The sequence below is a fragment of the Thioclava sp. GXIMD4215 genome, assembly GCF_045291555.1.
Taxonomy (GTDB): Bacteria; Pseudomonadota; Alphaproteobacteria; order Rhodobacterales; family Rhodobacteraceae; genus Thioclava; species Thioclava litoralis.
In genome coordinates this window covers 2,612,044-2,631,283 of the sequence record NZ_CP149515.1, presented here as the reverse complement: position 1 = coordinate 2,631,283, position 19,240 = coordinate 2,612,044, and the positions used below count along the sequence as shown (strand labels likewise).

24 protein-coding genes are annotated in these 19,240 nt (G+C 60.4%); 3 read left to right on the top strand and 21 right to left on the bottom strand.

All coding sequences use genetic code 11. The features are described 5' to 3' along the window. Positions 1-122: 122 nt before the first annotated feature. Together argB and WDB86_RS13155 are read left to right on the top strand one after the other, a co-directional pair. Complete coding sequence (gene argB, locus WDB86_RS13160) at positions 123-1,016, top strand: acetylglutamate kinase (protein WP_406736111.1); 894 nt, start codon at positions 123-125, stop codon at positions 1,014-1,016. Positions 1,017-1,146: 130 nt separating this feature from the next. Beyond that, on the top strand, positions 1,147-1,668 hold the full coding sequence (locus WDB86_RS13155) for a SixA phosphatase family protein (RefSeq protein ID WP_406736110.1): 522 nt from the start codon (positions 1,147-1,149) through the stop codon (positions 1,666-1,668). Between the two features lie 297 nt (positions 1,669-1,965). Here WDB86_RS13155 and WDB86_RS13150 read toward each other — a convergent pair whose 3' ends face one another. The 8 genes from WDB86_RS13150 to crcB form a co-directional block, all read right to left on the bottom strand. Further along, a complete protein-coding gene (locus WDB86_RS13150; protein WP_339108052.1) occupies positions 1,966-2,748 on the bottom strand; it encodes an amino acid ABC transporter ATP-binding protein in 783 nt (260 codons plus the stop codon). A 15-nt stretch (positions 2,749-2,763) separates the two neighbouring features. Then, a complete protein-coding gene (locus WDB86_RS13145; protein ID WP_406721226.1) occupies positions 2,764-4,080 on the bottom strand; it encodes an amino acid ABC transporter permease in 1,317 nt (438 codons plus the stop codon). Between the two features lies 1 nt (position 4,081). After that, the gene (locus tag WDB86_RS13140) at positions 4,082-5,335 is read right to left on the bottom strand and encodes an amino acid ABC transporter permease (protein WP_406736109.1); all 1,254 of its coding nucleotides are present in this window, start codon (positions 5,333-5,335) and stop codon (positions 4,082-4,084) included. A gap of 130 nt (positions 5,336-5,465) precedes the next feature. After that, positions 5,466-6,482, bottom strand: a complete 1,017-nt coding sequence (locus WDB86_RS13135; protein ID WP_406721228.1) for an amino acid ABC transporter substrate-binding protein — start codon at positions 6,480-6,482, stop codon at positions 5,466-5,468. Between the two features lie 219 nt (positions 6,483-6,701). Beyond that, positions 6,702-7,415: an ATP12 family chaperone protein gene (locus WDB86_RS13130; RefSeq protein ID WP_406736108.1), complete on the bottom strand. Its 714-nt coding sequence runs from the start codon at positions 7,413-7,415 to the stop codon at positions 6,702-6,704. Next, positions 7,412-8,074: an HAD-IA family hydrolase gene (locus tag WDB86_RS13125; protein ID WP_406736107.1), complete on the bottom strand. Its 663-nt coding sequence runs from the start codon at positions 8,072-8,074 to the stop codon at positions 7,412-7,414. The genes WDB86_RS13130 and WDB86_RS13125 overlap by 4 nt, the downstream gene beginning before the upstream one ends. Then, a complete protein-coding gene (locus tag WDB86_RS13120; protein ID WP_339108058.1) occupies positions 8,074-9,129 on the bottom strand; it encodes an RluA family pseudouridine synthase in 1,056 nt (351 codons plus the stop codon). Before WDB86_RS13120 ends, WDB86_RS13125 begins: the two co-directional genes overlap by 1 nt. After that, on the bottom strand, positions 9,126-9,506 hold the full coding sequence (gene crcB / locus WDB86_RS13115) for a fluoride efflux transporter CrcB (protein WP_406736106.1): 381 nt from the start codon (positions 9,504-9,506) through the stop codon (positions 9,126-9,128). The genes WDB86_RS13120 and crcB overlap by 4 nt, the downstream gene beginning before the upstream one ends. A gap of 154 nt (positions 9,507-9,660) precedes the next feature. Between crcB and WDB86_RS13110 the strand changes: the two genes are divergently transcribed. Further along, on the top strand, positions 9,661-10,995 hold the full coding sequence (locus WDB86_RS13110) for a replication-associated recombination protein A (RefSeq protein ID WP_406736105.1): 1,335 nt from the start codon (positions 9,661-9,663) through the stop codon (positions 10,993-10,995). On the opposite strand, the gene WDB86_RS13105 is transcribed toward WDB86_RS13110, so the two are convergent. The 13 genes from WDB86_RS13105 to rplR form a co-directional block, all read right to left on the bottom strand. Next, positions 10,992-11,603, bottom strand: a complete 612-nt coding sequence (locus WDB86_RS13105) for an autoinducer binding domain-containing protein (RefSeq protein WP_406736104.1) — start codon at positions 11,601-11,603, stop codon at positions 10,992-10,994. The genes WDB86_RS13110 and WDB86_RS13105 overlap by 4 nt on opposite strands. Before the next feature lie 207 nt (positions 11,604-11,810). After that, positions 11,811-12,230, bottom strand: a complete 420-nt coding sequence (rplQ, locus tag WDB86_RS13100; RefSeq protein WP_339108061.1) for a 50S ribosomal protein L17 — start codon at positions 12,228-12,230, stop codon at positions 11,811-11,813. A gap of 155 nt (positions 12,231-12,385) precedes the next feature. After that, positions 12,386-13,402 carry a DNA-directed RNA polymerase subunit alpha gene (locus tag WDB86_RS13095; RefSeq protein WP_339108062.1) on the bottom strand — a complete coding sequence of 339 codons (1,017 nt, stop codon included), beginning with the start codon at positions 13,400-13,402 and terminating at the stop codon, positions 12,386-12,388. Between the two features lie 117 nt (positions 13,403-13,519). Next, positions 13,520-13,909: a 30S ribosomal protein S11 gene (rpsK, locus tag WDB86_RS13090; RefSeq protein WP_339108063.1), complete on the bottom strand. Its 390-nt coding sequence runs from the start codon at positions 13,907-13,909 to the stop codon at positions 13,520-13,522. A gap of 15 nt (positions 13,910-13,924) precedes the next feature. Further along, on the bottom strand, positions 13,925-14,293 hold the full coding sequence (gene rpsM / locus WDB86_RS13085; RefSeq protein ID WP_339108064.1) for a 30S ribosomal protein S13: 369 nt from the start codon (positions 14,291-14,293) through the stop codon (positions 13,925-13,927). A gap of 181 nt (positions 14,294-14,474) precedes the next feature. Then, positions 14,475-15,062, bottom strand: coding sequence for an adenylate kinase (locus tag WDB86_RS13080; RefSeq protein WP_339108065.1), 588 nt, complete (start codon positions 15,060-15,062; stop codon positions 14,475-14,477). Positions 15,063-15,075: 13 nt separating this feature from the next. After that, positions 15,076-16,437 carry a preprotein translocase subunit SecY gene (secY, locus tag WDB86_RS13075; RefSeq protein ID WP_339108066.1) on the bottom strand — a complete coding sequence of 454 codons (1,362 nt, stop codon included), beginning with the start codon at positions 16,435-16,437 and terminating at the stop codon, positions 15,076-15,078. A 112-nt stretch (positions 16,438-16,549) separates the two neighbouring features. Continuing rightward, positions 16,550-17,020 carry a 50S ribosomal protein L15 gene (gene rplO / locus WDB86_RS13070; RefSeq protein ID WP_339108067.1) on the bottom strand — a complete coding sequence of 157 codons (471 nt, stop codon included), beginning with the start codon at positions 17,018-17,020 and terminating at the stop codon, positions 16,550-16,552. Positions 17,021-17,170: 150 nt separating this feature from the next. Further along, positions 17,171-17,497 (bottom strand): hypothetical protein, encoded by a 327-nt coding sequence (locus tag WDB86_RS13065; protein ID WP_406736103.1) that lies wholly within the window; start codon positions 17,495-17,497, stop codon positions 17,171-17,173. Positions 17,498-17,551: 54 nt separating this feature from the next. Then, positions 17,552-17,878, bottom strand: coding sequence for a ribonuclease E inhibitor RraB (locus WDB86_RS13060; RefSeq protein WP_339108069.1), 327 nt, complete (start codon positions 17,876-17,878; stop codon positions 17,552-17,554). Between the two features lie 87 nt (positions 17,879-17,965). Continuing rightward, positions 17,966-18,151, bottom strand: coding sequence for a 50S ribosomal protein L30 (gene rpmD / locus WDB86_RS13055; RefSeq protein ID WP_339108070.1), 186 nt, complete (start codon positions 18,149-18,151; stop codon positions 17,966-17,968). Positions 18,152-18,163: 12 nt separating this feature from the next. Continuing rightward, positions 18,164-18,718: a 30S ribosomal protein S5 gene (gene rpsE, locus WDB86_RS13050; RefSeq protein ID WP_339108071.1), complete on the bottom strand. Its 555-nt coding sequence runs from the start codon at positions 18,716-18,718 to the stop codon at positions 18,164-18,166. A 155-nt stretch (positions 18,719-18,873) separates the two neighbouring features. Next, positions 18,874-19,233 (bottom strand): 50S ribosomal protein L18, encoded by a 360-nt coding sequence (gene rplR, locus WDB86_RS13045; RefSeq protein ID WP_339108072.1) that lies wholly within the window; start codon positions 19,231-19,233, stop codon positions 18,874-18,876. Between the last annotated feature and the right edge of the window lie 7 nt (positions 19,234-19,240).

The window sequence follows — 19,240 nt, the reverse complement described above, 5'->3', positions numbered from 1 at the left end:
CTGATAGATACAGACAAGACCTAGTAGTTCTGTCGGGAACCGCAAGGCCTCACGTTCTGTCGCATGCTCTTCACACTTCGCGCAGAACGTCCTAACAAGGTTCATCTTCACGGAGACAGCGCATGAGACCCCAGACCATGAAACAAGACTGGCCCGCCGCCGCCCGCACCCTTTCCGAAGCCCTGCCCTATCTGCAGCGCTATTCCGGAGCCGTCGTCGTTGTGAAATTTGGCGGCAACGCCATGGGCGATGATGACGCCATGGCGCAATTCGCCCGCGACATCGTGCTGATGCGACAGGTCGGCGTGAACCCCGTGGTGGTGCATGGCGGTGGTCCGATGATCAACGAGATGCTCGACAAGCTGGGCATCAAATCCGATTGGGTGCGCGGCAAGCGTGTCACCGACAAGGCCACGGTCGAAGTGGTCGAGATGGTGCTGACCGGCCTTGTAAACAAACGCATCGTTCAGGCGATCATGGATGAGGGCGGGCGTGCCGTAGGGATCTCCGGCAAGGATGACGACCTGATGGTCTGCGAGGCCGATGACCCCGAGTTGGGGTTTGTGGGCCGCCCCGTCGAGATGAATGTGCAGGTGATCCGCGATCTGTATAATGCGGGCATCATTCCGGTGATCGCCCCTGTTGCCACCGGCATGAAGGATAACGAGACCTTCAACGTGAATGGCGATACCGCAGCCGGTGCCATTGCTGGCGCGCTGAAGGCCGACCGCCTACTTCTGCTGACCGATGTGAAAGGCGTGAAAAACAAGGCCGGTGAGGTCGTCACGCAGATGACCCCCGAGGAAGTACGGGCCATGATCGCCGATGGCACGATCGCAGGCGGCATGATCCCCAAGACCGAAACCGCGCTGGCCGCCGTGGAGGCAGGTGTGCGGGCGGTGGTCATTCTGGATGGGCGTGTGGACAATGCCTGCCTACTGGAGCTCTTTACCGAAGGCGGCGCCGGATCGATGATCCGCTCCAGCACGCCGCGCGTAAAGCCGCAAACGGCCTGACGCGCCGCGACGGAAATCGCAAGCTCCCTTCCGAGGGGGCTTGCCGCATCAGGGCAGGCTTGGCACAGTGAGCCTGTGATCCGGACTGCCAAGTGATCACAATTTCACCTTAGACAGAAGGGCTTGCCTTATGACGACTCCTGCCGGGTATCGCCGCCTGATCCTGACGCGACATGCCAAGTCCAGCTGGGACGACCCGACCCAAGATGATTTTGACCGGCCCCTCAATCAGCGAGGCCGCTTTGCGGCAACCGAGCTGGGGGATTTTCTGGCCTCGCGCGGGTTGGAGCCGGAAGAAGTGCTCTGCTCGCCTGCGGCGCGCACAAAAGAGACATGGGCGCGGGTCAAAGGCGCGGTTCTGGAGAGCCTGCCAGCCGAACATTTCATCCCCGAACTCTATCAGGCCAATGCCGCACAGCTGCTGGCCACGCTCCGGCAGGCACATATGCCGACGGTCATGATGCTGGCACATAATCCCGGCATTGCGGATTTTGCTGCGAGCCTGCCCGCGCGGGTGCCGCTCTCCTCGGATTTCCGCCGCTATGTGACCTGTGCAACGCTGGTGGTGGATTTCCAGATCGATAGCTGGGCCGAGCTGAAACCGGGCGGCGGGTCGGTGATCGATTTCTTCACCCCCAGCCGCCGCGGCTAAGCCGCCATATCAACTCTGCGGTGACCTCTTCGGGCCTGCAGGCCGAAGCCTCTGTCGCTGGCGGCTTCGGCAGGTTTCGGGGCGCTTTTCTTTCAGGCGGTTGCCCGACCGGGATGGATTTACCCGCGGCGCCTGCCGCCTGCTGCCATGAGCAAGGGCATGGAAAAGGGCCGATGGGAACGCGCCCCACGGCCCTGAGGGTATCCGACAGTGGGAGCCGGATCGGCTTGGGGCATTGAACCCCAAGCCGATCCGGTCGGGGGCGATGCCCCCTCCGCGCCCTAACCGACGCCAGTCTCAGTGATTGAGGATCTGGCTCAGGAACTGCTTGGTGCGTTCCGACTGCGGGTTGTGGAAGAAGTCATGCGGGTTGTTCTGTTCCACGATCTGGCCATCGGCCATGAAGATCACGCGGTCAGCCACGGATTGCGCGAAGCCCATCTCGTGGGTCACGCAGAGCATGGTCATCCCCTCTTCCGCCAGTTCGATCATGGTGTCGAGCACCTCCTTGATCATCTCGGGGTCAAGCGCCGAGGTCGGCTCGTCGAACAGCATGATCTTCGGCATCATGCACAGCGAGCGGGCAATCGCCACACGCTGCTGCTGGCCGCCCGAAAGCATGCCCGGATATTTATGGGCCTGATCGGGGATCTTCACCTTTTCAAGGAAATGCATCGCGGTTTCTTCCGCCTGCTTCTTCGGGATCTTGCGGACCCAGATCGGTGCCAGCGTGCAGTTTTCCAGAATCGTCAGATGCGGGAAAAGATTGAAGTGCTGGAACACCATCCCGACTTCCGAGCGCACCTTGTCGATGTTCTTGAGGTCATTGGTCAGCTCGGTGCCGTCCACGATGATCTTGCCCGACTGGTGTTCTTCCAGACGGTTGATGCAGCGGATCATGGTGGATTTCCCCGACCCCGAGGGGCCAGCGATCACGATCCGCTCGCCACGGGTGACGGTCAGATTGATGTCGCGCAGAACGTGGAACTGGCCGTACCACTTGTTCATGCCCTCGATACGGATTGCGACCTCGTCGGAAGCCTTCGGATTAGCAGCAGGTGCCATAGTCATATCAGCCATTAGTCTCTGGCCTCCTTATCGGTGGTCACGTTTCAGCTTGCGCTCGAGATACATCGAGTAGCGCGACATGCCGAAGTTGAAGAGGAAGAAGATCACCCCCACGAAGATGAAGGGTTCCCAATAGATGCCCTTCCATTCGAAGTTGTTGCGGATTGCATCGGGGATGGATTTCAGCGGATCATAGAGGCCCACGAAGGTCACCAGCGTCGTATCCTTGAACATGCCAATGAAGGTCGACACGATGCCCGGGATCGAGATCTTCAGCGCCTGCGGCAGGATGATCAGCCGTTGCGCTTTCCAGTAATCCAGACCCAGCGCATCGGCGGCCTCGTACTGGCCACGCGGCAAGGCTGCCAGACCGCCACGGATCACCTCTGCGATATAGGCCGCCGAGAAGAGCGTCACCAGGATCATCACCCGCAGGATGATGTCGAAGCTGGTGCCCGGCGGCAGGAAGTAGTTCAGCAGGGTCGAGGCCACGAACAGCAGCGTGATCAGCGGAACGCCACGGATGAACTCGATGAAGATCACCGAGAGCGTCTTGATCAGGAACATATTCGACTGGCGGCCAAGCGCCAGCATGATGCCCAAGGGCAGCGACAGGCCGATGCCCCCTGCCCCGATCACGATGGCCAGCAGGAAGCCCCCGAACTGGTTCGAGCCTACCGGCGTGATGGCGACGGGCAGCACTGCGGACAGCGCGGCATCGACCGGATCGGTGGCATAGAGCCAGAACAGCACCGGCAGCACAATGGCCGCCGCCACCGCCAAGACCTTGTTCAGCGGCGTCACCAGACGCAGCGCGGCAAACCCCAGCGCAAAGCCCACGGCGATCATGATCACCGGCCAGAGAGAGCCGCCCCACAGCAGCCATAGGGCCAGCAGCGGATAGGCCGCCGAGAAGGCCAGCAGCATCCGCGGCAACTGCGAGAACAGCACCGGCGCAATCGCGACGAAAAGCAGCACGAAGGTCAGGGTCGGACGCCAGTAGAGATCGCTCGGATAGAAGCCGAAGATGATCTGGTTCCAGCGATGCTTGATCACCGCCCAGCAGGCACCGTTCGCGCCCTCGCCCCATGTATCGGCAATGATCTTGCGACATTGCGACAGGCTATCGGCATTCCAGACGCCATGCAGGAACCACGCATAGAAATGCATAACAAACATATAGACGACGGCCAGCCCCAGAAGGGTCAGGACGGTGTTGCTCCAGCCGGAGAACAGGTTCTCGCGCAGCCATTTCACCGCGCCGGACTGGGCCGAAGGCGGCTCTTGCTGCGGCAACATGGTGTCGCGCACATAGGCCACGGTTTGTGCATGTGTATCGCTCATCTCACCGCTCCTTCAGCTTTACAGACCGGTTATAGAGGTTCATCACGCCGGAAATGGCCAGCGAGACAGCAAGATAGATCAGCATCATCAACAGGATGGCCTCGATCTCGCGACCGGTCTGGTTCATCGTGATCCCGCCCAGCGTTCCGCGCAGGTCCATATAGCCTACGGCAATCGCCAGCGAGGAGTTCTTGGTCAGGTTGAGATATTGCGAGATCAGCGGCGGCACGATCACCCGCAGCGCCTGCGGCAGGATCACCAGCTTCATCGTGCGGTTCGGACGCAGCCCGAGGGCAAATGCCGCCTCGGACTGCCCGCGCGACACCGACATGATGCCCGCACGGACGATTTCCGCGATGAAGGCACCGGTGTAGAGCGTCAGACCCAGCCACAGCGCGACCAGCGCGTTCGACACATCCACCCCACCGGTAAAGTTGAACCGCTCGAGCACAGGCGGGTTCAGCGTCATGCCGAGCGCCGCCAGCAGGACGATGGCAGGCACGAACAGGACCAGAGCCGATTTCCACCATGTCGCAGGACGCAGACCCGTGGCGCTTTGCACGCGGGCCGCATGGGCGCGCAGCTTGCGATTGGCCCAGAGCGACAGCAAGACCACAGCGGCGAAGGCGAGGAAGTTCAAAGAGATCGGCGCAAGCGGTGTGTCGATCACGCCCAGACCGCGGGAAAATTCGACCCCCGGAATATGGGTGCCGCGATTGGTGAAGGCCACCGTATCAAACAGTAGCATCGAGGCCGCAGGATGCTCGCCGCGATAGGCCGCAGGCGACGGCGTCAACTCGGTCAGCACGGCCACAGCCACCAGAATCCAGAGCAGCACCGGCACATTGCGGAACGCTTCGACATAGATCGTCATCAGGCGCGAGATCAGCCAGTTTTTCGACAGCCGCAGGATCCCCGCGACCACGCCGAGGATGGTGGCCGCCACACAGCCAAGGAACGAGACCCAGAGCGTGTTCAGCAGCCCCACCAGCGCCGCGCGGGCATGGGTGTCGTCATTGCTATAGGGGATCAGGGTCTGGGCGATGTCATAGCCCGCCCGCTGCCCCAGAAAGCTGAAATTGAAATCCTTGCCCAGCAGCGCGAAATTCGCGATCACGTTATCGACGAGCCAGAGCACGCCAAGCATCACGAGGATCAACGTGATGATCTGGATGGTCAGAGACCGGTAGCGCGTATCGTATATGAGATCGCTGAGCCGGAAGCCACGCTCCGGCCCATCATGCGCATTTGACATGAATTATACCCCTGTATCCGGCAGAGCGGCGGATTGGTCGCCAATGAGGTCGTTGCCTCGCCTGCAGGCTTGTTTTTATTGGAATGGAAAAGGGGCGCCCGGTTGCCCTGCGCCCCTTCTCGCGTTGTGCTTAGCGGAAGGGCGGCGCGTAAAGCAGACCGCCTTGGGTCCACTGTGCGTTCAGCCCGCGCGCCAGACCGATCGGCGTGGATTCACCGATGGTGGCCGCGAAGATCTCGCCATAGTTGCCGCCCGCCTTGATGGCGCGCTTGGCCCATTCCGCGTCCAGACCGAACATCTTGCCCAGATCGCCCTCGGTACCCAGAATCCGGCGGATTTCCGGATTCTCGCTCGAGCTGGCCAGCTCGTCGGCATTGGTCGAGGTGATGCCGTATTCCTCGGCGGCGATCAGCGCGTTCAGCGTCCAGCGGACGATGTCGCCCCACTGGTTATCGCCATGACGCACCGACGGGCCAAGCGGCTCTTTGGAGATGATTTCCGGCAGGATGATGTAATCGCCCGGATTGGCGAAAGCGGCACGGGTGGCAGCCAGACCCGACGCGTCGGTGGTATAGGCGTCACAGGCCCCCGCGAGGAATTGCTGTTCGCCTTCCGAGTTGGTGTCGACCGAAACCGGATTATAGGTCATGCCATTGGCTTTGAAATAATCGGCAAGGTTCAGCTCGGTGGTGGTGCCGGTCTGGATACAGACGGTCGCACCATCAAGTTCCTTGGCCGAGGTCACGCCCAGATCCTTGCGGACCATGAAGCCCTGACCGTCATAATAGTTCACGCCCGCAAAATCGAGTTTCAGGTCGACATCGCGCGAGAAGGTCCAGGTGGTATTGCGCGACAGCAGGTCGATTTCGCCCGAGCTCAGCGCCGTGAAACGGTTCTGGCTGGATACCGGCACATAGGTGACCTTGCTGGCATCGCCCAGAACGGCGGCAGCAACGGCTTTACAGATCGCGACGTCGAAGCCGGTCCAGTTGCCATTCGCATCCGGCGTTGCAAAGCCCACCAGACCCGAGTTCACGCCACAGTTGAGCGTGCCGCGCGCCTTCACATCATCCAGCGTCGAAGCGGACGCGATGCCGGCGGTCAGACCGGTCGCGGCCAATGCGCCGAGAAGTGCAAGTTTAGTCATTATTACCTCTTCCTGAGTTGCCACTCTTTTGAGCGGTTCTTAAGCGGTTCTATTCCGGTCATGTCTCCGCAAGAGACTGTGAGGTTATCCCCAGTGCCAGAATTGTGAGCGAGTTACCGCGCGGAGGTCAAGGGACCAATCCACTTTCAACCAAGAAAATCGCTCAGCGAATAGGCAAATGCTCAGGAAGAAATCGAAAACCTAGCCATTTAGACAGGCTTATTTACCATGTAATAAAAGCCAAAACCGCTCGGCATCCAGTAGCGCCTGTTTTTTGACCATATCTGCAAGATGGGCCTCTTCGTCCTGCCCCCACTCTTCGGCCTGAAAGCTTTCGTCGATCCGCGAAAGCGTGAAGGCAGATTCTGCCTGCAGATGGCCCTCGATGACTGCCAGCCCGAGAATCAACGACCCCGTGATTCCGACCAGATCATGCAGCGCCGAAAGCTGGAAAGGCGTCAGAGCCGCCACATGGGCACGCAGAACCTGCAGATCCGCCTCCGGTTGCGCCACCGGCAAAAGCCCCTGTGTCACGTTCAGCACGACCCCGAAACGGTCTTTGGCCCATGCCAGAAGCGGGTCCCAGCCCTGCGCCTGACGCTCGGCCAGAACGGCGGGCGTCGTCGCACGATAACACAGCAGATCGGTGCCGCCATATTCGGCGATATAGGCCGCAACTTCGGCATGCTGGCTGGCAACCTTGTCGATTGCGGCATTGGCAGCACGGGTCAGCGGCATGGTTTCGGGCCGGATCTCGCCCTCCTGCGCCTCCCATTCCGCAGCGATCGCCTGCGCCAATGCGCGGCTTGGCACGGCAAACGGTGCCTTGGCGGGGGTTTTCACCGCACGCCCATCCAGCGCCACGCCGAAGCCGTCATCCTGCGCCGTAACGGTGGTCTCTTTCCAGAAACGTTTCGCAGTCCAGGTGCTCATTTTTGCGCCTCCGCCATATTGCCCAGAAGCTCCTCAAGCTCGTCAAAATCCGTCACGATACGGTCGGCCCCCACCTCGCGCAGCGCCTCGACAGGATGATAGCCCCAGGACACACCGATGGTCCAGACGCCCGCTGCCCGCCCCATCTGGATGTCATAGCTGGTATCGCCGATCATCACCGCCTGATCCGCCCTCATCCCCGTCTCGAGCAATGCCGCCTCGACCATCGAGGGATGCGGCTTCGACGGGTGGTCATCGGCGCATTGCAGCGACTGGAAATGCGTCTCCAGCCCGTGATATTCCACCAGCGCCCGCAACCCGCGACGCGACTTTCCGGTGGCCACAGCCAGAACGGTATCCTCGCGCCGGTGGAGACGGTCCAGCAGCTCCCGCGCGCCCGGATAAAGCGGGGCCGGACTGGCGGCACGGGCGGATTTGTAACTGGCTTTATAGCCCGCAACCACCGCATCGCGGATCTCCTGCGAGGCCTCGGGCAACAGTCGCACCAGCGCCTCGGGCAGGGACAGCCCGACGATCGACAGCACTTCGGATGTCGGCAGCGGCGTCAGCCCAACGGCTTCGAACCCCATCGCCATCGCATGGGTGATATGGTGCTGACTGTCCGATATCGTGCCATCGACGTCGAAAATGGCCAGCATCACATCATATCCTCGAAGGGATCGGCGGGCACGTCATTCTCGTGCCAGTCCAAGAGCTTCCATGTCCGCTTCATATGCTCGGGCAGAGGCGCCTGAAGGGTGATGCGCTTGCCGGTGATGGGGTGATCGAAACTGATCTGGCGGGCATGCAGATGCAGTTTGCGCGACACTTCGCCGCCCAGCTGCGCCCCCCAGCCATCGCCCATATTGTCCTGCCCCGAGCCGCCATATTTGCCATCCCCCACGATCGGGTTGCCCAGCTCGGCCATATGCGCACGCAACTGGTGGGTGCGCCCCGTGATCGGCACCAGCGCGACCCATGACAGGCGCTGCCCAAGGATATGCAGCGTGAAATAATCGGTGGTGGCGCGCTTGGCCTCGGGATGTTCGTTCATCTTGGCCGGATGCACGCAGATCATCTTCTCGCCCGCACCATGCGGCCCGTGCCCGCCCTGCTTTTCCAGACCATAGCGGATGGTGCCGAATTTCGGCTGCGGCGCACCGGCCACGGCAGCCCAGTAGATCTTGCGGGTGGTCTTGCGGCGGAAGGCCTCGGACAGGCGGCGCGCCACGCGGTCGGTGCGCGCCAGCAGCAGCACCCCCGAGGTATCCTTATCCAGACGGTGCACCAGCTTGGGGCGCTCCTTGTAGCCGAACATCAGCGCCTCAGCGAGGCCGTCCACATGGACATGCCCCTGCCCCGAGCCACCCTGCGACGGCAGCCCCGGCGGCTTGTTGAGAGCGATGATATGCTCGTCTTTCCAGATCACACAGGACTGGATCATCTTCTCCTGCTCGGGCGTGATTGGCCCGCGCGCGGCGCCATCGATCTTCGGCTCGGGACGTTCCTCGGGCAGCGGCGGCACGCGCACCTCTTGCCCTTCCTCCAGACGATGGGCCGGTTTCACCCGCCCGCCATCCACGCGGATCTGCCCCTTGCGGCAGAGCTTTTCGACCATGATCTGTGTGATCTGCGGGAAGCGCTTCTTGAGAAAGCGGTCCAGCCGCATCTCTGCCCCATCCGCGTCGACTTTGATGTTTTGAACCTTGCTCATGCCAGCACCCAGCGCATTACATGCACTCCGAAAATCAATCCAAGAAGAGACGCGATCAGCGAAATCGCGACATAGACACCCGCCAGACCGGTCTCTCCGCGCTCGATCAGCGTCCAGGTCTCCAGCGAGAAAGAGGAGAAGGTGGTGAACCCGCCCAGAATACCGGTCGCCAGAAAGGCGTTCCAGTGGGTCAGTTCCTTCTGCCCCAGAAAGGTGATCAGCGCGCCCATCAGAAACGAGCCGACGATATTGACGAAGATCACCCCCAACGGGATCTGTTGCGGCCCGATCAGCCGCAAGATCGCCACGCCGGACAGATAGCGCCCCGATGCCCCGATCGCGCCACCCAGCGCCACTTGTACTACCGTCATCAACATCCGCGTCTCCTGTCGTGGGCGCTCAAACCCCGCATACGGGCCGATGTCAACCGGTCGGCCCGCGCCTTGCCTGCGCGCTTGTGCCATATTCAAACCGTCAATGCACCGCAAATCCCGTATTCATCTCGTGCAATATCGGGATTACTGTGCCGATATGAGTGATCTGTTCGACAATAGCCCCGAGATGCCCGCCTCCACGCCGCCCGCCCGCGCCAGCGAATCGCGCGACCGGCCTTTGGCGGATAGCCTGCGCCCGAAAGACCTGAGCGAGGTGATCGGCCAGACGCATATTCTTGCCCCCGATGCGCCTCTGGGGCGGATGCTGGCCACTGGCAAACTGTCCTCGATGATCCTCTGGGGGCCGCCGGGGGTGGGCAAGACAACCATCGCGCGGCTGCTGGCGGATGCCTCCGACCGCCACTTCGTCCAGATCAGCGCGATCTTTTCGGGTGTGCCCGAATTGCGCAAGGTGTTTGACGCCGCCAAGACCCGCCAGCGCGCGGGTCAGGGCACGCTGCTATTCGTGGACGAGATCCACCGCTTCAACAAGGCCCAGCAGGACGGCTTCCTGCCACATATGGAGGATGGCACCATCGTGCTGGTGGGAGCGACCACCGAGAACCCCAGCTTCGAGCTGAACCGCGCCCTTCTGTCCCGCGCGCAGGTGATGGTGCTGCACCGGCTGGATGCAGCCGCGTTGGGCGAGCTGCTGACCCGCGCCGAAGCCGCCCGCGGGACGCCCCTGCCCCTGACCGAGGAGGCGCGTGCCACGCTGGTGGCTATGGCCGATGGCGACGGGCGCGCGATGCTGAACCTTGTCGAACAGGTGGCCGCCATCCGCACCAGTCAGCCGATGGATGCCAAAGAGCTGGCCCAACGCCTGCAACGCCGCGCGGCTCAATATGACAAGACGGGAGACGAGCATTACAACCTGATCTCGGCGCTGCATAAATCGGTGCGCGGCTCCGACCCTGACGCCGCGCTCTACTGGTATGCGCGGATGCTGGAGGGCGGCGAAGACCCGCGCTATCTGGCGCGGCGGTTCGTGCGCATGGCGGTGGAAGATATCGGGCTGGCCGACCCGCAGGCGCAAAGCCACGCGCTGCATGCATGGGAAATCTACGAGCGTATCGGTTCGCCTGAAGGCGAATTGGCGCTGGCGCAGACAGTGATCTATCTGGCCTTGGCCCCGAAATCCAATGCGGGCTATGTGGCCTATAAAGGGGCGCGGGCGCTGGCGAAGCAGACGGGGTCGGCCCCGCCGCCGAAACATATCCTCAATGCGCCGACCAGCCTGATGAAAGAGCAAGGCTATGGCGAGGGCTATGCCTATGACCATGATGCCGAAGACGGGTTCTCCGGCCAGAACTACTTCCCCGACAACGTCCCGCGAACGCAGCTTTACGACCCGCCCGACCGCGGGTTCGAACGCGAGATGCGCAAACGGATCGACTGGTTCGCCAAGCTACGCGCCAAAAGGACCCCCTAGATCAGGCGATGTTCACGCGCCTTGCGGATCGCCTCTGACGTGGTGCGGGCACTCAACCGGATACGCGCCGATTTGAGCCGCGCCTTGAACGCGCTTTCGGTAATGCCCAGACGCGCCGCCGCCGCTGTATGCCGGTCCCCTGCGGCCAGAAGGCGCAGCGCCTCTGCCTGCGCATCGGTCAGCGAAAGACTTTCCTCGTGATGCTCGTGCAGGATATGGGTGATGCGCTCTAGCGTGGCCAGCTCGTCATCGGTAAATTCACGCCCGGTATGGGAAATCCCGACGATCGAACGCGACGACATCGGCCCGACCCCCGCAACCGCACCGTAATTCAGCCCGAAACGGCGCGCCTGCTCGAAGATGCCGAAAGGATCGGGAAACCGGATCTCGCTCCAGCGGACCCGCCCCGTATGGGAAATCCCCCAGAAGACCACGGGATCGCGCAGATAATAGGACCGCTCGTTGTAAAGCTGGATCCATTTGGGATCATAACTCGTATGATAAATGCGTGCCTGCGCAAAACGGACGTGCAAACCAACCATAAATCCGGCTGGCGCGAGCTCGTTGAGCTCATCAAGCAGACCTTGCGTTTTAGAATCAAAAGACATGGCAGCCTAACGTTTAACTAAAAGAAGCAGCCAGCCCAAGCCAAAGGCCTACCGGTCTGCCAAGAAATCAAACAGCGCACCAAATAATGCGCCACTTCACCAGTTGCGGCGCCCCCTATTTCAGCTTTCCACTAAAATCTTAAATAAACCATTGAAAAACCCCGCCCAAACGGGCGGGGTTTGATCTTATCAGACCGAAAGGTCCGATTATTCTGCCGCTGCTTCTTCAGCTTCGAGGCGCGCACGGTCTGCAGCACCTTTTGCCGAGGAATCGCGCTCGACGAACTCGATGATCGCCATCGGAGCCATATCGCCATAACGGAAGCCGGCTTTCAGAACGCGAACATAGCCACCTTGACGGTCTTTGAAACGCGGGCCGAGAACTTCGAAGAGTTTGGCCACGTCTTTGTCCTGCTTCAGCTGGGCTGCTGCCTGACGACGTGCGTGCAAGTCGCCGCGCTTTGCCAGCGTGATCAGCTTTTCGATCACCGGACGAAGCTCTTTTGCTTTCGGCAGGGTGGTTTTGATTTGCTCGTGCTCGATGAGCGAGCCAGCCATGTTCGAGAACAGCGCCTTGCGGTGTTCATGGGTACGGTTGAGACGGCGGTAACCGCGAGCGTGACGCATGTGAATTCTCCGTAATTGCGTTTTGCTTTGTCAGGGCGACCGATGCGTGCCGGTGCCTCAGTTGGGGCGGAGCCCGATATTCCCAGCCTGTGCTGGCATTGAATGGGGGGCGTGTAGCCCACGCCCCCCTATCCGTCAAGCCTGTAAGCGGAAGATCAGAACTGATCTTCGAAACGCTTGGCCAGATCTTCGATATTTTCCGGCGGCCAGTCTTCGACTTCCATCCCGAGATGCAGCCCCATGCCCGAAAGCACTTCCTTGATCTCGTTCAGCGACTTGCGGCCGAAGTTCGGGGTGCGGAGCATCTCGGCTTCGGTTTTCTGGATGAGGTCGCCGATATAGACGATATTGTCGTTCTTGAGGCAGTTTGCCGAACGGACCGAGAGTTCCAGCTCGTCGACCTTCTTGAGAAGGAGCGGGTTAAACTCGAGGCCGTCTTCCGCGTCCTGCTTCGACGCCGATTCGGGCTCTTCGAAGTTGACGAAGATCGACAGCTGGTCCTGCAGGATACGCGCAGCAAAAGCCACGGCGTCTTCCGGCGTGATCGAGCCATCGGTTTCGATCTTCATGGTCAGCTTGTCATAGTCCAGCACCTGACCTTCACGGGTCGGGGTGACTTCGTAGGCGACCTTTTTCACCGGCGAATAGATCGCGTCGATCGGGATCAGACCGATGGGCGCGTCTTCCGGACGGTTCTTATCGGCAGCGACATAGCCTTTGCCGGTATTGACGGTCAGCTCCATGAACAGGTCGGCACCATCATCAAGGTGGCAGATGACATGCTCTTTGTTCAGAACTTCGATGCCTGCGGTCTCGGAGATGTCGCCAGCGGTCACAACGCCCGGACCTTTGGCCGAGATCGACACGCGTTTGGGGCCTTCGACATCCATACGCAGCGACACGCCCTTGAGGTTCAGCACGATGTCGGTGACGTCTTCACGCACACCGGCCACGCTGGAGAACTCGTGGAGCACATTGTCGATTTGTACGCTGGTGATGGCCGCGCCTTGCAGCGAGGACAGCAGAACGCGGCGCAGCGCGTTCCCCAGGGTGAGACCAAAACCACGCTCAAGCGGTTCTGCAACGAGCGAAGCCTGACGCTCCGGATCGTTACCCGGTTTTACTTCCAGCTGCGTCGGCTTGATCAGCTCGGCCCAATTCTTGTGGATCATGCAGTGCCTCCATACCTGTTCCCAGCCCATGTCCTAAGCAGGGAACGCCCGAGGATAGAATGCGGACACGATTGGGCCGCGCGGGAAATCCCACACGGCCCAACCGGAATTCAGAAATCAGACGCGGCGGCGCTTCGGCGGACGGCAGCCGTTATGCGCGATCGGGGTGACGTCACGGATCGAGGTGACAGCCAGACCGACAGCAGCCAGTGCGCGCAGAGCCGATTCACGACCCGAACCGGGGCCTTGAACTTCGACGTCTACGGTGCGCAGACCGTGCTCTTGTGCTTTGCGTGCAGCATCTTCTGCAGCCATCTGAGCGGCGTAGGGGGTCGATTTACGCGAACCCTTGAAGCCCATGGTGCCCGAGGACGACCACGAGATGGCGTTGCCCTGAACGTCAGAGATCAGGATCTTGGTGTTGTTGAACGACGAGTTCACATGAACAACACCAGCGGCGATGTTCTTGCGCTCTTTACGCTTCGTGCGGACCTTATCACGTGCCATGTGTCAAGCCTCCCCTTACTTCTTCTTGCCAGCGATGGCTTTTGCCGGGCCCTTACGGGTACGAGCATTGGTATGGGTACGCTGACCGCGAACCGGCAGGTTCCGGCGGTGACGCAGACCGCGGTAGCAGCCCAGGTCCATCAGACGTTTGACGTTCATTTGAACTTCACGGCGCAGGTCACCTTCAACGGTGAGGTTTGCGTCGATATATTCGCGGATCGAAAGGACTTCCGCATCCGACAGCTCGTTCACACGACGGGTCACGTCGATGTTGACGGCTTCGCAGATTTTACGGGCGGTGTCGTTGCCGATACCGGTGATGTAGGTCAATGCGATCGGGACGCGTTTCCCGGTCGGAATGTTGACGCCAGCAATACGTGCCAAAGCGTTCTTCCTTCACGTTGCGGTTCCGTAGTACCAGAACCTTTTTTCACAACAGATGGCCCGAAACCTCATGTTCCGGACCCTGATTCCGACAGACCGACTGACCCATCGAAAAATTGATTCTCATAAGAGAGACTTGCACCTACGAGGTATCCTCCTTCAGGTCAAGCCTCTCTATGCATTATTCTTGCTGATCAAGGATCGCCGCGATCTGCGCCGAGACCGTGCCGATTTCAGCCAGACCATCAACGCGGAACAGATCGCCCGCGTGATAATAATAACCGATCAGCGGCGAGGTCTTTTTGTAATACTCGCGCAGGCGGTCGCCGAAGACTTCGGCATTGTCATCCTTACGGACCGGCTGACCTGCCGCACGGGCCTCTTCGGCGCGCCCGACAATGCGATTCACCAGAACGGCATCATCGACAACCAGCTCGATCACGGCATCCAGCTTCTGCCCCATACGCGCCAGAAGCGCGTTCAGCGCATCCGCCTGCCCCAACGTGCGCGGGAAGCCGTCGAAGATGAAGCCGTTGCCCTCGTCCGAGGACAGCTTCTCTTCGATCAGGCCGATCACGATATCATCGGTGACCAGCTCGCCACGATCCATCACCTCGGCAACCTTGTTGCCCATCTCGGTGCCGGAGGTCTTAGCCTCGCGCAGCATATCGCCAGTGGACAGCTGGACCATCCCGCGATCTGCGACAAGCTTACCTGCCTGGGTGCCTTTGCCGGCCCCGGGCGGGCCAAGCAAGATGATATTGGTCATGATGTCTTTCCTTTCAGCGGCGCGCGGGGGCCTTACGACCGGACTTCTTGCGCTTACCACGAAGTTGAGATTTTTCGATCAGACCTTCGTATTGGTGCGCAAGAAGATGCGACTGCACCTGATTGATCGTGTCCATCGTCACAGAAACGATGATCAGAACCGAGGTGCCGCCAAAATAGAACGGGATCGAAAGCGAAGAGCGGAGGATTTCCGGCAGCAGGCAGACCGCCGCCAGATATGCCGAACCGATCACCAGCACACGCGAAACCACGTAATCAAGGTAATCTTCGGTTTTCTTGCCGGGACGGATGCCCGGGATAAAACCGCCTTGGTTCTTGAGATTGTCCGCGACTTCATCCGATTTGAAAGAAACGTTCGCCGTGTAGAAATATGCGAAGAACACGATCATCGCCACGTAGAACAGCAGATAAAGCGGCTGACCCGGCCCGAAATAAGCCAGAATGGTCGACATCACGGGGCCGGTATTCCCGCCCGAGAATGTCGCAATGGTGGTCGGCAGCAGCAGAAGCGACGAGGCGAAGATCGCAGGGATAACACCTGCGGGGTTCACCTTGATCGGCAGGTGCGACGAGCCGCCATCATAGATTTTCATCCCCACCTGACGGCGCGGATATTGAATATGGATCTTGCGCAGAGCGCGTTCCATGAAGACCACGAAGCCGATGACAGCAATGATCATGACGATCACGGCAATGGTTGCCGGAAGCGAGATCGCCCCCGCACGGCCTTGCGCAAGGAAGCTGGCGAAATGCGCAGGAATCTCGGCCACGATGCCGACGAAGATGATCAGCGAGATGCCGTTACCGATACCGCGCGACGTGATCTGTTCGCCGACCCACATCAGGAACATGGTGCCGCCAACCAGCGTGATCACCACAGCCGCTTGGAAATACATGCCCGGATCATGCGCCAACCCACCGGCTTCCAGCGATTTTGCCAGACCGAAGGCCTGGAAGGTCGCAAGGGCCACGGTGCCATAGCGGGTAATCTGGTTGATCTTCTTGCGGCCCTGTTCGCCCTCTTTCTTCATCTGCTCCAGCGCCGGAACCATAGCGGCCAGCAACTGAACGATGATGGAGGCCGAGATATACGGCATGATGCCCAGAGCAAAAATACCCATGCGGCCAAGCGCACCGCCGGTGAACATCGACAGGATGCCCCCGAGACCCGAGCCTGCGTTCTCCATAAAGTCGCGCAGGGCCTGTGCGTCGATCCCCGGCACAGGGATATAGGTCCCCAACCGGTAGATGATCAGCAGACCGATGGTGAAGAAAATCCGTTGGCGAAGCTCGGTGGCCTTGCCCAGGGCGCCCCAAGAGAGGTTCGCCGCCATTTGCTCTGCAGCAGATGCCATATGCCTGTCTCTTTCATGTCAGCGCCGCCAGACCGGGTTCCCGATCGGCGGCGCCAGAAAACCTATGCCTATGTAAGCGGGCACGCGCCCGCTCACAACAGCTTATTCAGCCTTACTCGGCAGCGGCAGCCGCAACGGTGAGTTTACCGCCTGCTTTTTCGACAGCCTCAACAGCCGATTTCGAAGCACCGGTGACGTTCAGGGTCAGAGCGGATTTGACTTCGCCTTTTGCCAGAACGCGCACGCCGTCCAGTTTACGACGCACGAGACCCGAAGCAACCAGCACGTCTTCATTGATCTCTGCTTTCGCATCGATCTTGCCCGCTTCGATGAATTTCTCGATCAGGCCGAGGTTCACAACCGCGAAATGCTTGGCGTTCGGCTTGGTGAAGCCACGCTTCGGCAGACGACGGTAGAGCGGCATTTGGCCACCCTCGTAGCCGTTCAGTGCAACGCCCGAACGCGACTTCTGACCTTTGATACCGCGACCAGCGGTTTTACCTTTGCCCGAGCCCGGACCGCGTGCAACGCGTTTTTTCTTCTGGGCTGCGCCCGCGTTATCGCGGAGTTCGTGAAGTTTCATATCGCTTCTCCTCTCGCCGGACATGACCCCAGAAGCGTAGCTGGGCCAGACTCGGCATTTCTTGTTTTGCTTACGCAATTGATTCGAGGCCCCCGAAGGAGCCACGGGTCGCTATAGCAGAGGCCCTGCCCTGCAAGCAACCGCTTTGCATCACGTGCGACACTGAATTGTCACGTCATAATTGAATTGGGTCCCGCCCCCGATCTGGTAGACACTGGCCAGCACGCGACCGATTTCGCGATAGCCCGCAGAGCCACAGCTCTTTGTAGCCCTTCGCGCAATCTGCCGCTCCATCACCGCGTCCTGATCCCAAAGCGGGCTCGACCCTTTGGAGACGCTCACCCGATGCACCGCACCGCCCGCCAAGACAGGAACCGCCGAGACAGGCACCGCCGACGCAGGTGCGGACGACCACGCAGGCACCGCGCTGACGGCATAGGTGTCGCGTGTGTAGGTCTCGGGTGCCTGCGATGCCATACAGCCACCAAGCAGAACTGCCGCCGCCAAACCAGTAAGGAATGCCCTCATCTGTCAGCGTCCCGAAAAGGCCCAGCCATCCGGCGCGAAACCATGAATGGACGCCAGAAGCGTCAGCTTTTCCTCATGTGCCCAGAGGGTCTCGGCATCCAGCGTGATAACCGGCGTCGTGATCTCGGCCACGGCCTCATCCTCGTCATCCTGCGCCTCGTAAAACTCGACGCCATACCCAAGGGCCTCGGCCGCATCGGACAGGTCGTCCCAATTCGCCCCGTCATCATCCATGACAAACTGGAACGCCACGACGCCTTCGGCGGGCACAGCATCCATCTTGGCAATCTCGGCGAAAATCTGGAAGGTCTCGGCCTTCTGGTCTTTCATATCCATCTTCATACCTCTGGAAAGGGAGACAGGTACAAAAACGCCCCGGACGATGCCGGGGCGCTTTGTCAAAAACTCTGAATAAAATCAGGCTTTTTCTTCGATGATCGCAACGAGGTGCGGGATCGAGTTCACCATGCCGCGGACGGCGGGGGTGTCTTCGAGCTCGCGGGTGCGGTTCATCTTGTTCAGACCGAGGCCTTTCAGCGTAGCGCGCTGAGAAGCGGGACGGCGGATCGGCGAACCGATTTGTTTCACAACGATAGTAGCCATGTCCTGATCTCCTTACGCGTCAGCCGATTCGGCTTCCGGCTTCTTCAGGATGTCAGCCACTTTCTTGCCACGGCGAGCCGCGACGTTACGGGGGCTTTGTTCCTGACGAAGCGCATCAAGCGTCGCACGGATCATGTTGTAGGGGTTCTGCGAACCGGTCGACTTGGCAACCACGTCCTGAACGCCCAGCATTTCGAAGACGGCACGCATCGGACCACCCGCGATGATACCGGTACCGGCAGGTGCGGTGCGCATGATCACGCGGCCAGCGCCGTGACGGCCTTCGATATCGTGGTGCAGGGTACGCGCATCACGCAGCGGAACACGGAACATGTTGCGCTTTGCTTGCTCGGTCGCCTTACGGATTGCCTCCGGCACCTCTTTCGCTTTGCCTTTGCCGAAACCGACGCGGCCGCGCTGGTCGCCAACGACGACGAGTGCTGCGAAGCCGAAACGTTTACCGCCTTTGACGGTTTTCGACACGCGGTTGATCGCGACAAGACGATCTGCGAATTCCGGGGTCTCTTCGCGCTCGCGGCGATCCCGGCGGTTTTCACGTTCTGCCATGAAAACATCTCCTGATATGGACCGAAGTCCTTTTCCCAATCCAAGTGGATTTGCATCCCTGGATCATCGAGGGGTTGCCCCCTGCTCTAAAATCGAAGGGCGCATTGCGGCGCCCTTCGCAAGATTTCGATCACCCTGCCCGAAGGCAGAGAGGATCAGAACTTCAGACCGCCTTCGCGAGCTGCATCGGCCAGTGCCTTGATTTTCCCGTGGAACAGGAAACCGCCACGGTCGAAATAGCACTCTTCGACGCCTGCAGCCTTGGCACGTTCCGCGATGGTTGCACCGATCTTGGTCGCTGCTTCCACGTTGTTTTTGCCAACGAGGCCCAGATCCTTCTCGAGGGTCGAAGCCGCTGCAAGGGTCACACCGTTCAGATCGTCGATCAGCTGGACGCTGATGTTTTTCGACGAGCGGTGAACCGACAGACGCGCACGGCCATTGGCCATTTTGCGCAGTTTGTTCCGCACGCGCAGGCGGCGCTTCAGGAACAGTTCTCTTTTCTTGTTCGCCATTTTCGCG

Excerpts from the sequence above, each read along its gene's own strand:
- WDB86_RS13105 (WP_406736104.1), bottom strand. The coding sequence starts at position 11,603 with ATGTCTTTTGATTCTAAAACGCAAGGTCTGCTTGATGAGCTCAACGAG.
- WDB86_RS13155 (WP_406736110.1), top strand. The coding sequence starts at position 1,147 with ATGACGACTCCTGCCGGGTATCGCCGCCTGATCCTGACGCGACATGCC.
- WDB86_RS13060 (WP_339108069.1), bottom strand. The coding sequence starts at position 17,878 with ATGAAAGACCAGAAGGCCGAGACCTTCCAGATTTTCGCCGAGATTGCC.
- rplO (WP_339108067.1), bottom strand. The coding sequence starts at position 17,020 with ATGAAACTTCACGAACTCCGCGATAACGCGGGCGCAGCCCAGAAGAAA.
- rpmD (WP_339108070.1), bottom strand. The coding sequence starts at position 18,151 with ATGGCTACTATCGTTGTGAAACAAATCGGTTCGCCGATCCGCCGTCCC.
- WDB86_RS13130 (WP_406736108.1), bottom strand. The coding sequence starts at position 7,415 with ATGAGCACCTGGACTGCGAAACGTTTCTGGAAAGAGACCACCGTTACG.
- WDB86_RS13110 (WP_406736105.1), top strand. The coding sequence starts at position 9,661 with ATGAGTGATCTGTTCGACAATAGCCCCGAGATGCCCGCCTCCACGCCG.
- crcB (WP_406736106.1), bottom strand. The coding sequence starts at position 9,506 with ATGTTGATGACGGTAGTACAAGTGGCGCTGGGTGGCGCGATCGGGGCA.
- rpsE (WP_339108071.1), bottom strand. The coding sequence starts at position 18,718 with ATGGCAGAACGTGAAAACCGCCGGGATCGCCGCGAGCGCGAAGAGACC.
- WDB86_RS13125 (WP_406736107.1), bottom strand. The coding sequence starts at position 8,074 with ATGCTGGCCATTTTCGACGTCGATGGCACGATATCGGACAGTCAGCAC.
- argB (WP_406736111.1), top strand. The coding sequence starts at position 123 with ATGAGACCCCAGACCATGAAACAAGACTGGCCCGCCGCCGCCCGCACC.
- rplR (WP_339108072.1), bottom strand. The coding sequence starts at position 19,233 with ATGGCGAACAAGAAAAGAGAACTGTTCCTGAAGCGCCGCCTGCGCGTG.
- WDB86_RS13140 (WP_406736109.1), bottom strand. The coding sequence starts at position 5,335 with ATGTCAAATGCGCATGATGGGCCGGAGCGTGGCTTCCGGCTCAGCGAT.
- WDB86_RS13065 (WP_406736103.1), bottom strand. The coding sequence starts at position 17,497 with ATGGCATCGCAGGCACCCGAGACCTACACACGCGACACCTATGCCGTC.
- rplQ (WP_339108061.1), bottom strand. The coding sequence starts at position 12,230 with ATGCGTCACGCTCGCGGTTACCGCCGTCTCAACCGTACCCATGAACAC.
- WDB86_RS13120 (WP_339108058.1), bottom strand. The coding sequence starts at position 9,129 with ATGAGCAAGGTTCAAAACATCAAAGTCGACGCGGATGGGGCAGAGATG.
- secY (WP_339108066.1), bottom strand. The coding sequence starts at position 16,437 with ATGGCATCTGCTGCAGAGCAAATGGCGGCGAACCTCTCTTGGGGCGCC.
- WDB86_RS13135 (WP_406721228.1), bottom strand. The coding sequence starts at position 6,482 with ATGACTAAACTTGCACTTCTCGGCGCATTGGCCGCGACCGGTCTGACC.
- WDB86_RS13095 (WP_339108062.1), bottom strand. The coding sequence starts at position 13,402 with ATGATCCACAAGAATTGGGCCGAGCTGATCAAGCCGACGCAGCTGGAA.
- WDB86_RS13080 (WP_339108065.1), bottom strand. The coding sequence starts at position 15,062 with ATGACCAATATCATCTTGCTTGGCCCGCCCGGGGCCGGCAAAGGCACC.
- WDB86_RS13150 (WP_339108052.1), bottom strand. The coding sequence starts at position 2,748 with ATGGCTGATATGACTATGGCACCTGCTGCTAATCCGAAGGCTTCCGAC.
- rpsK (WP_339108063.1), bottom strand. The coding sequence starts at position 13,909 with ATGGCACGTGATAAGGTCCGCACGAAGCGTAAAGAGCGCAAGAACATC.
- WDB86_RS13145 (WP_406721226.1), bottom strand. The coding sequence starts at position 4,080 with ATGAGCGATACACATGCACAAACCGTGGCCTATGTGCGCGACACCATG.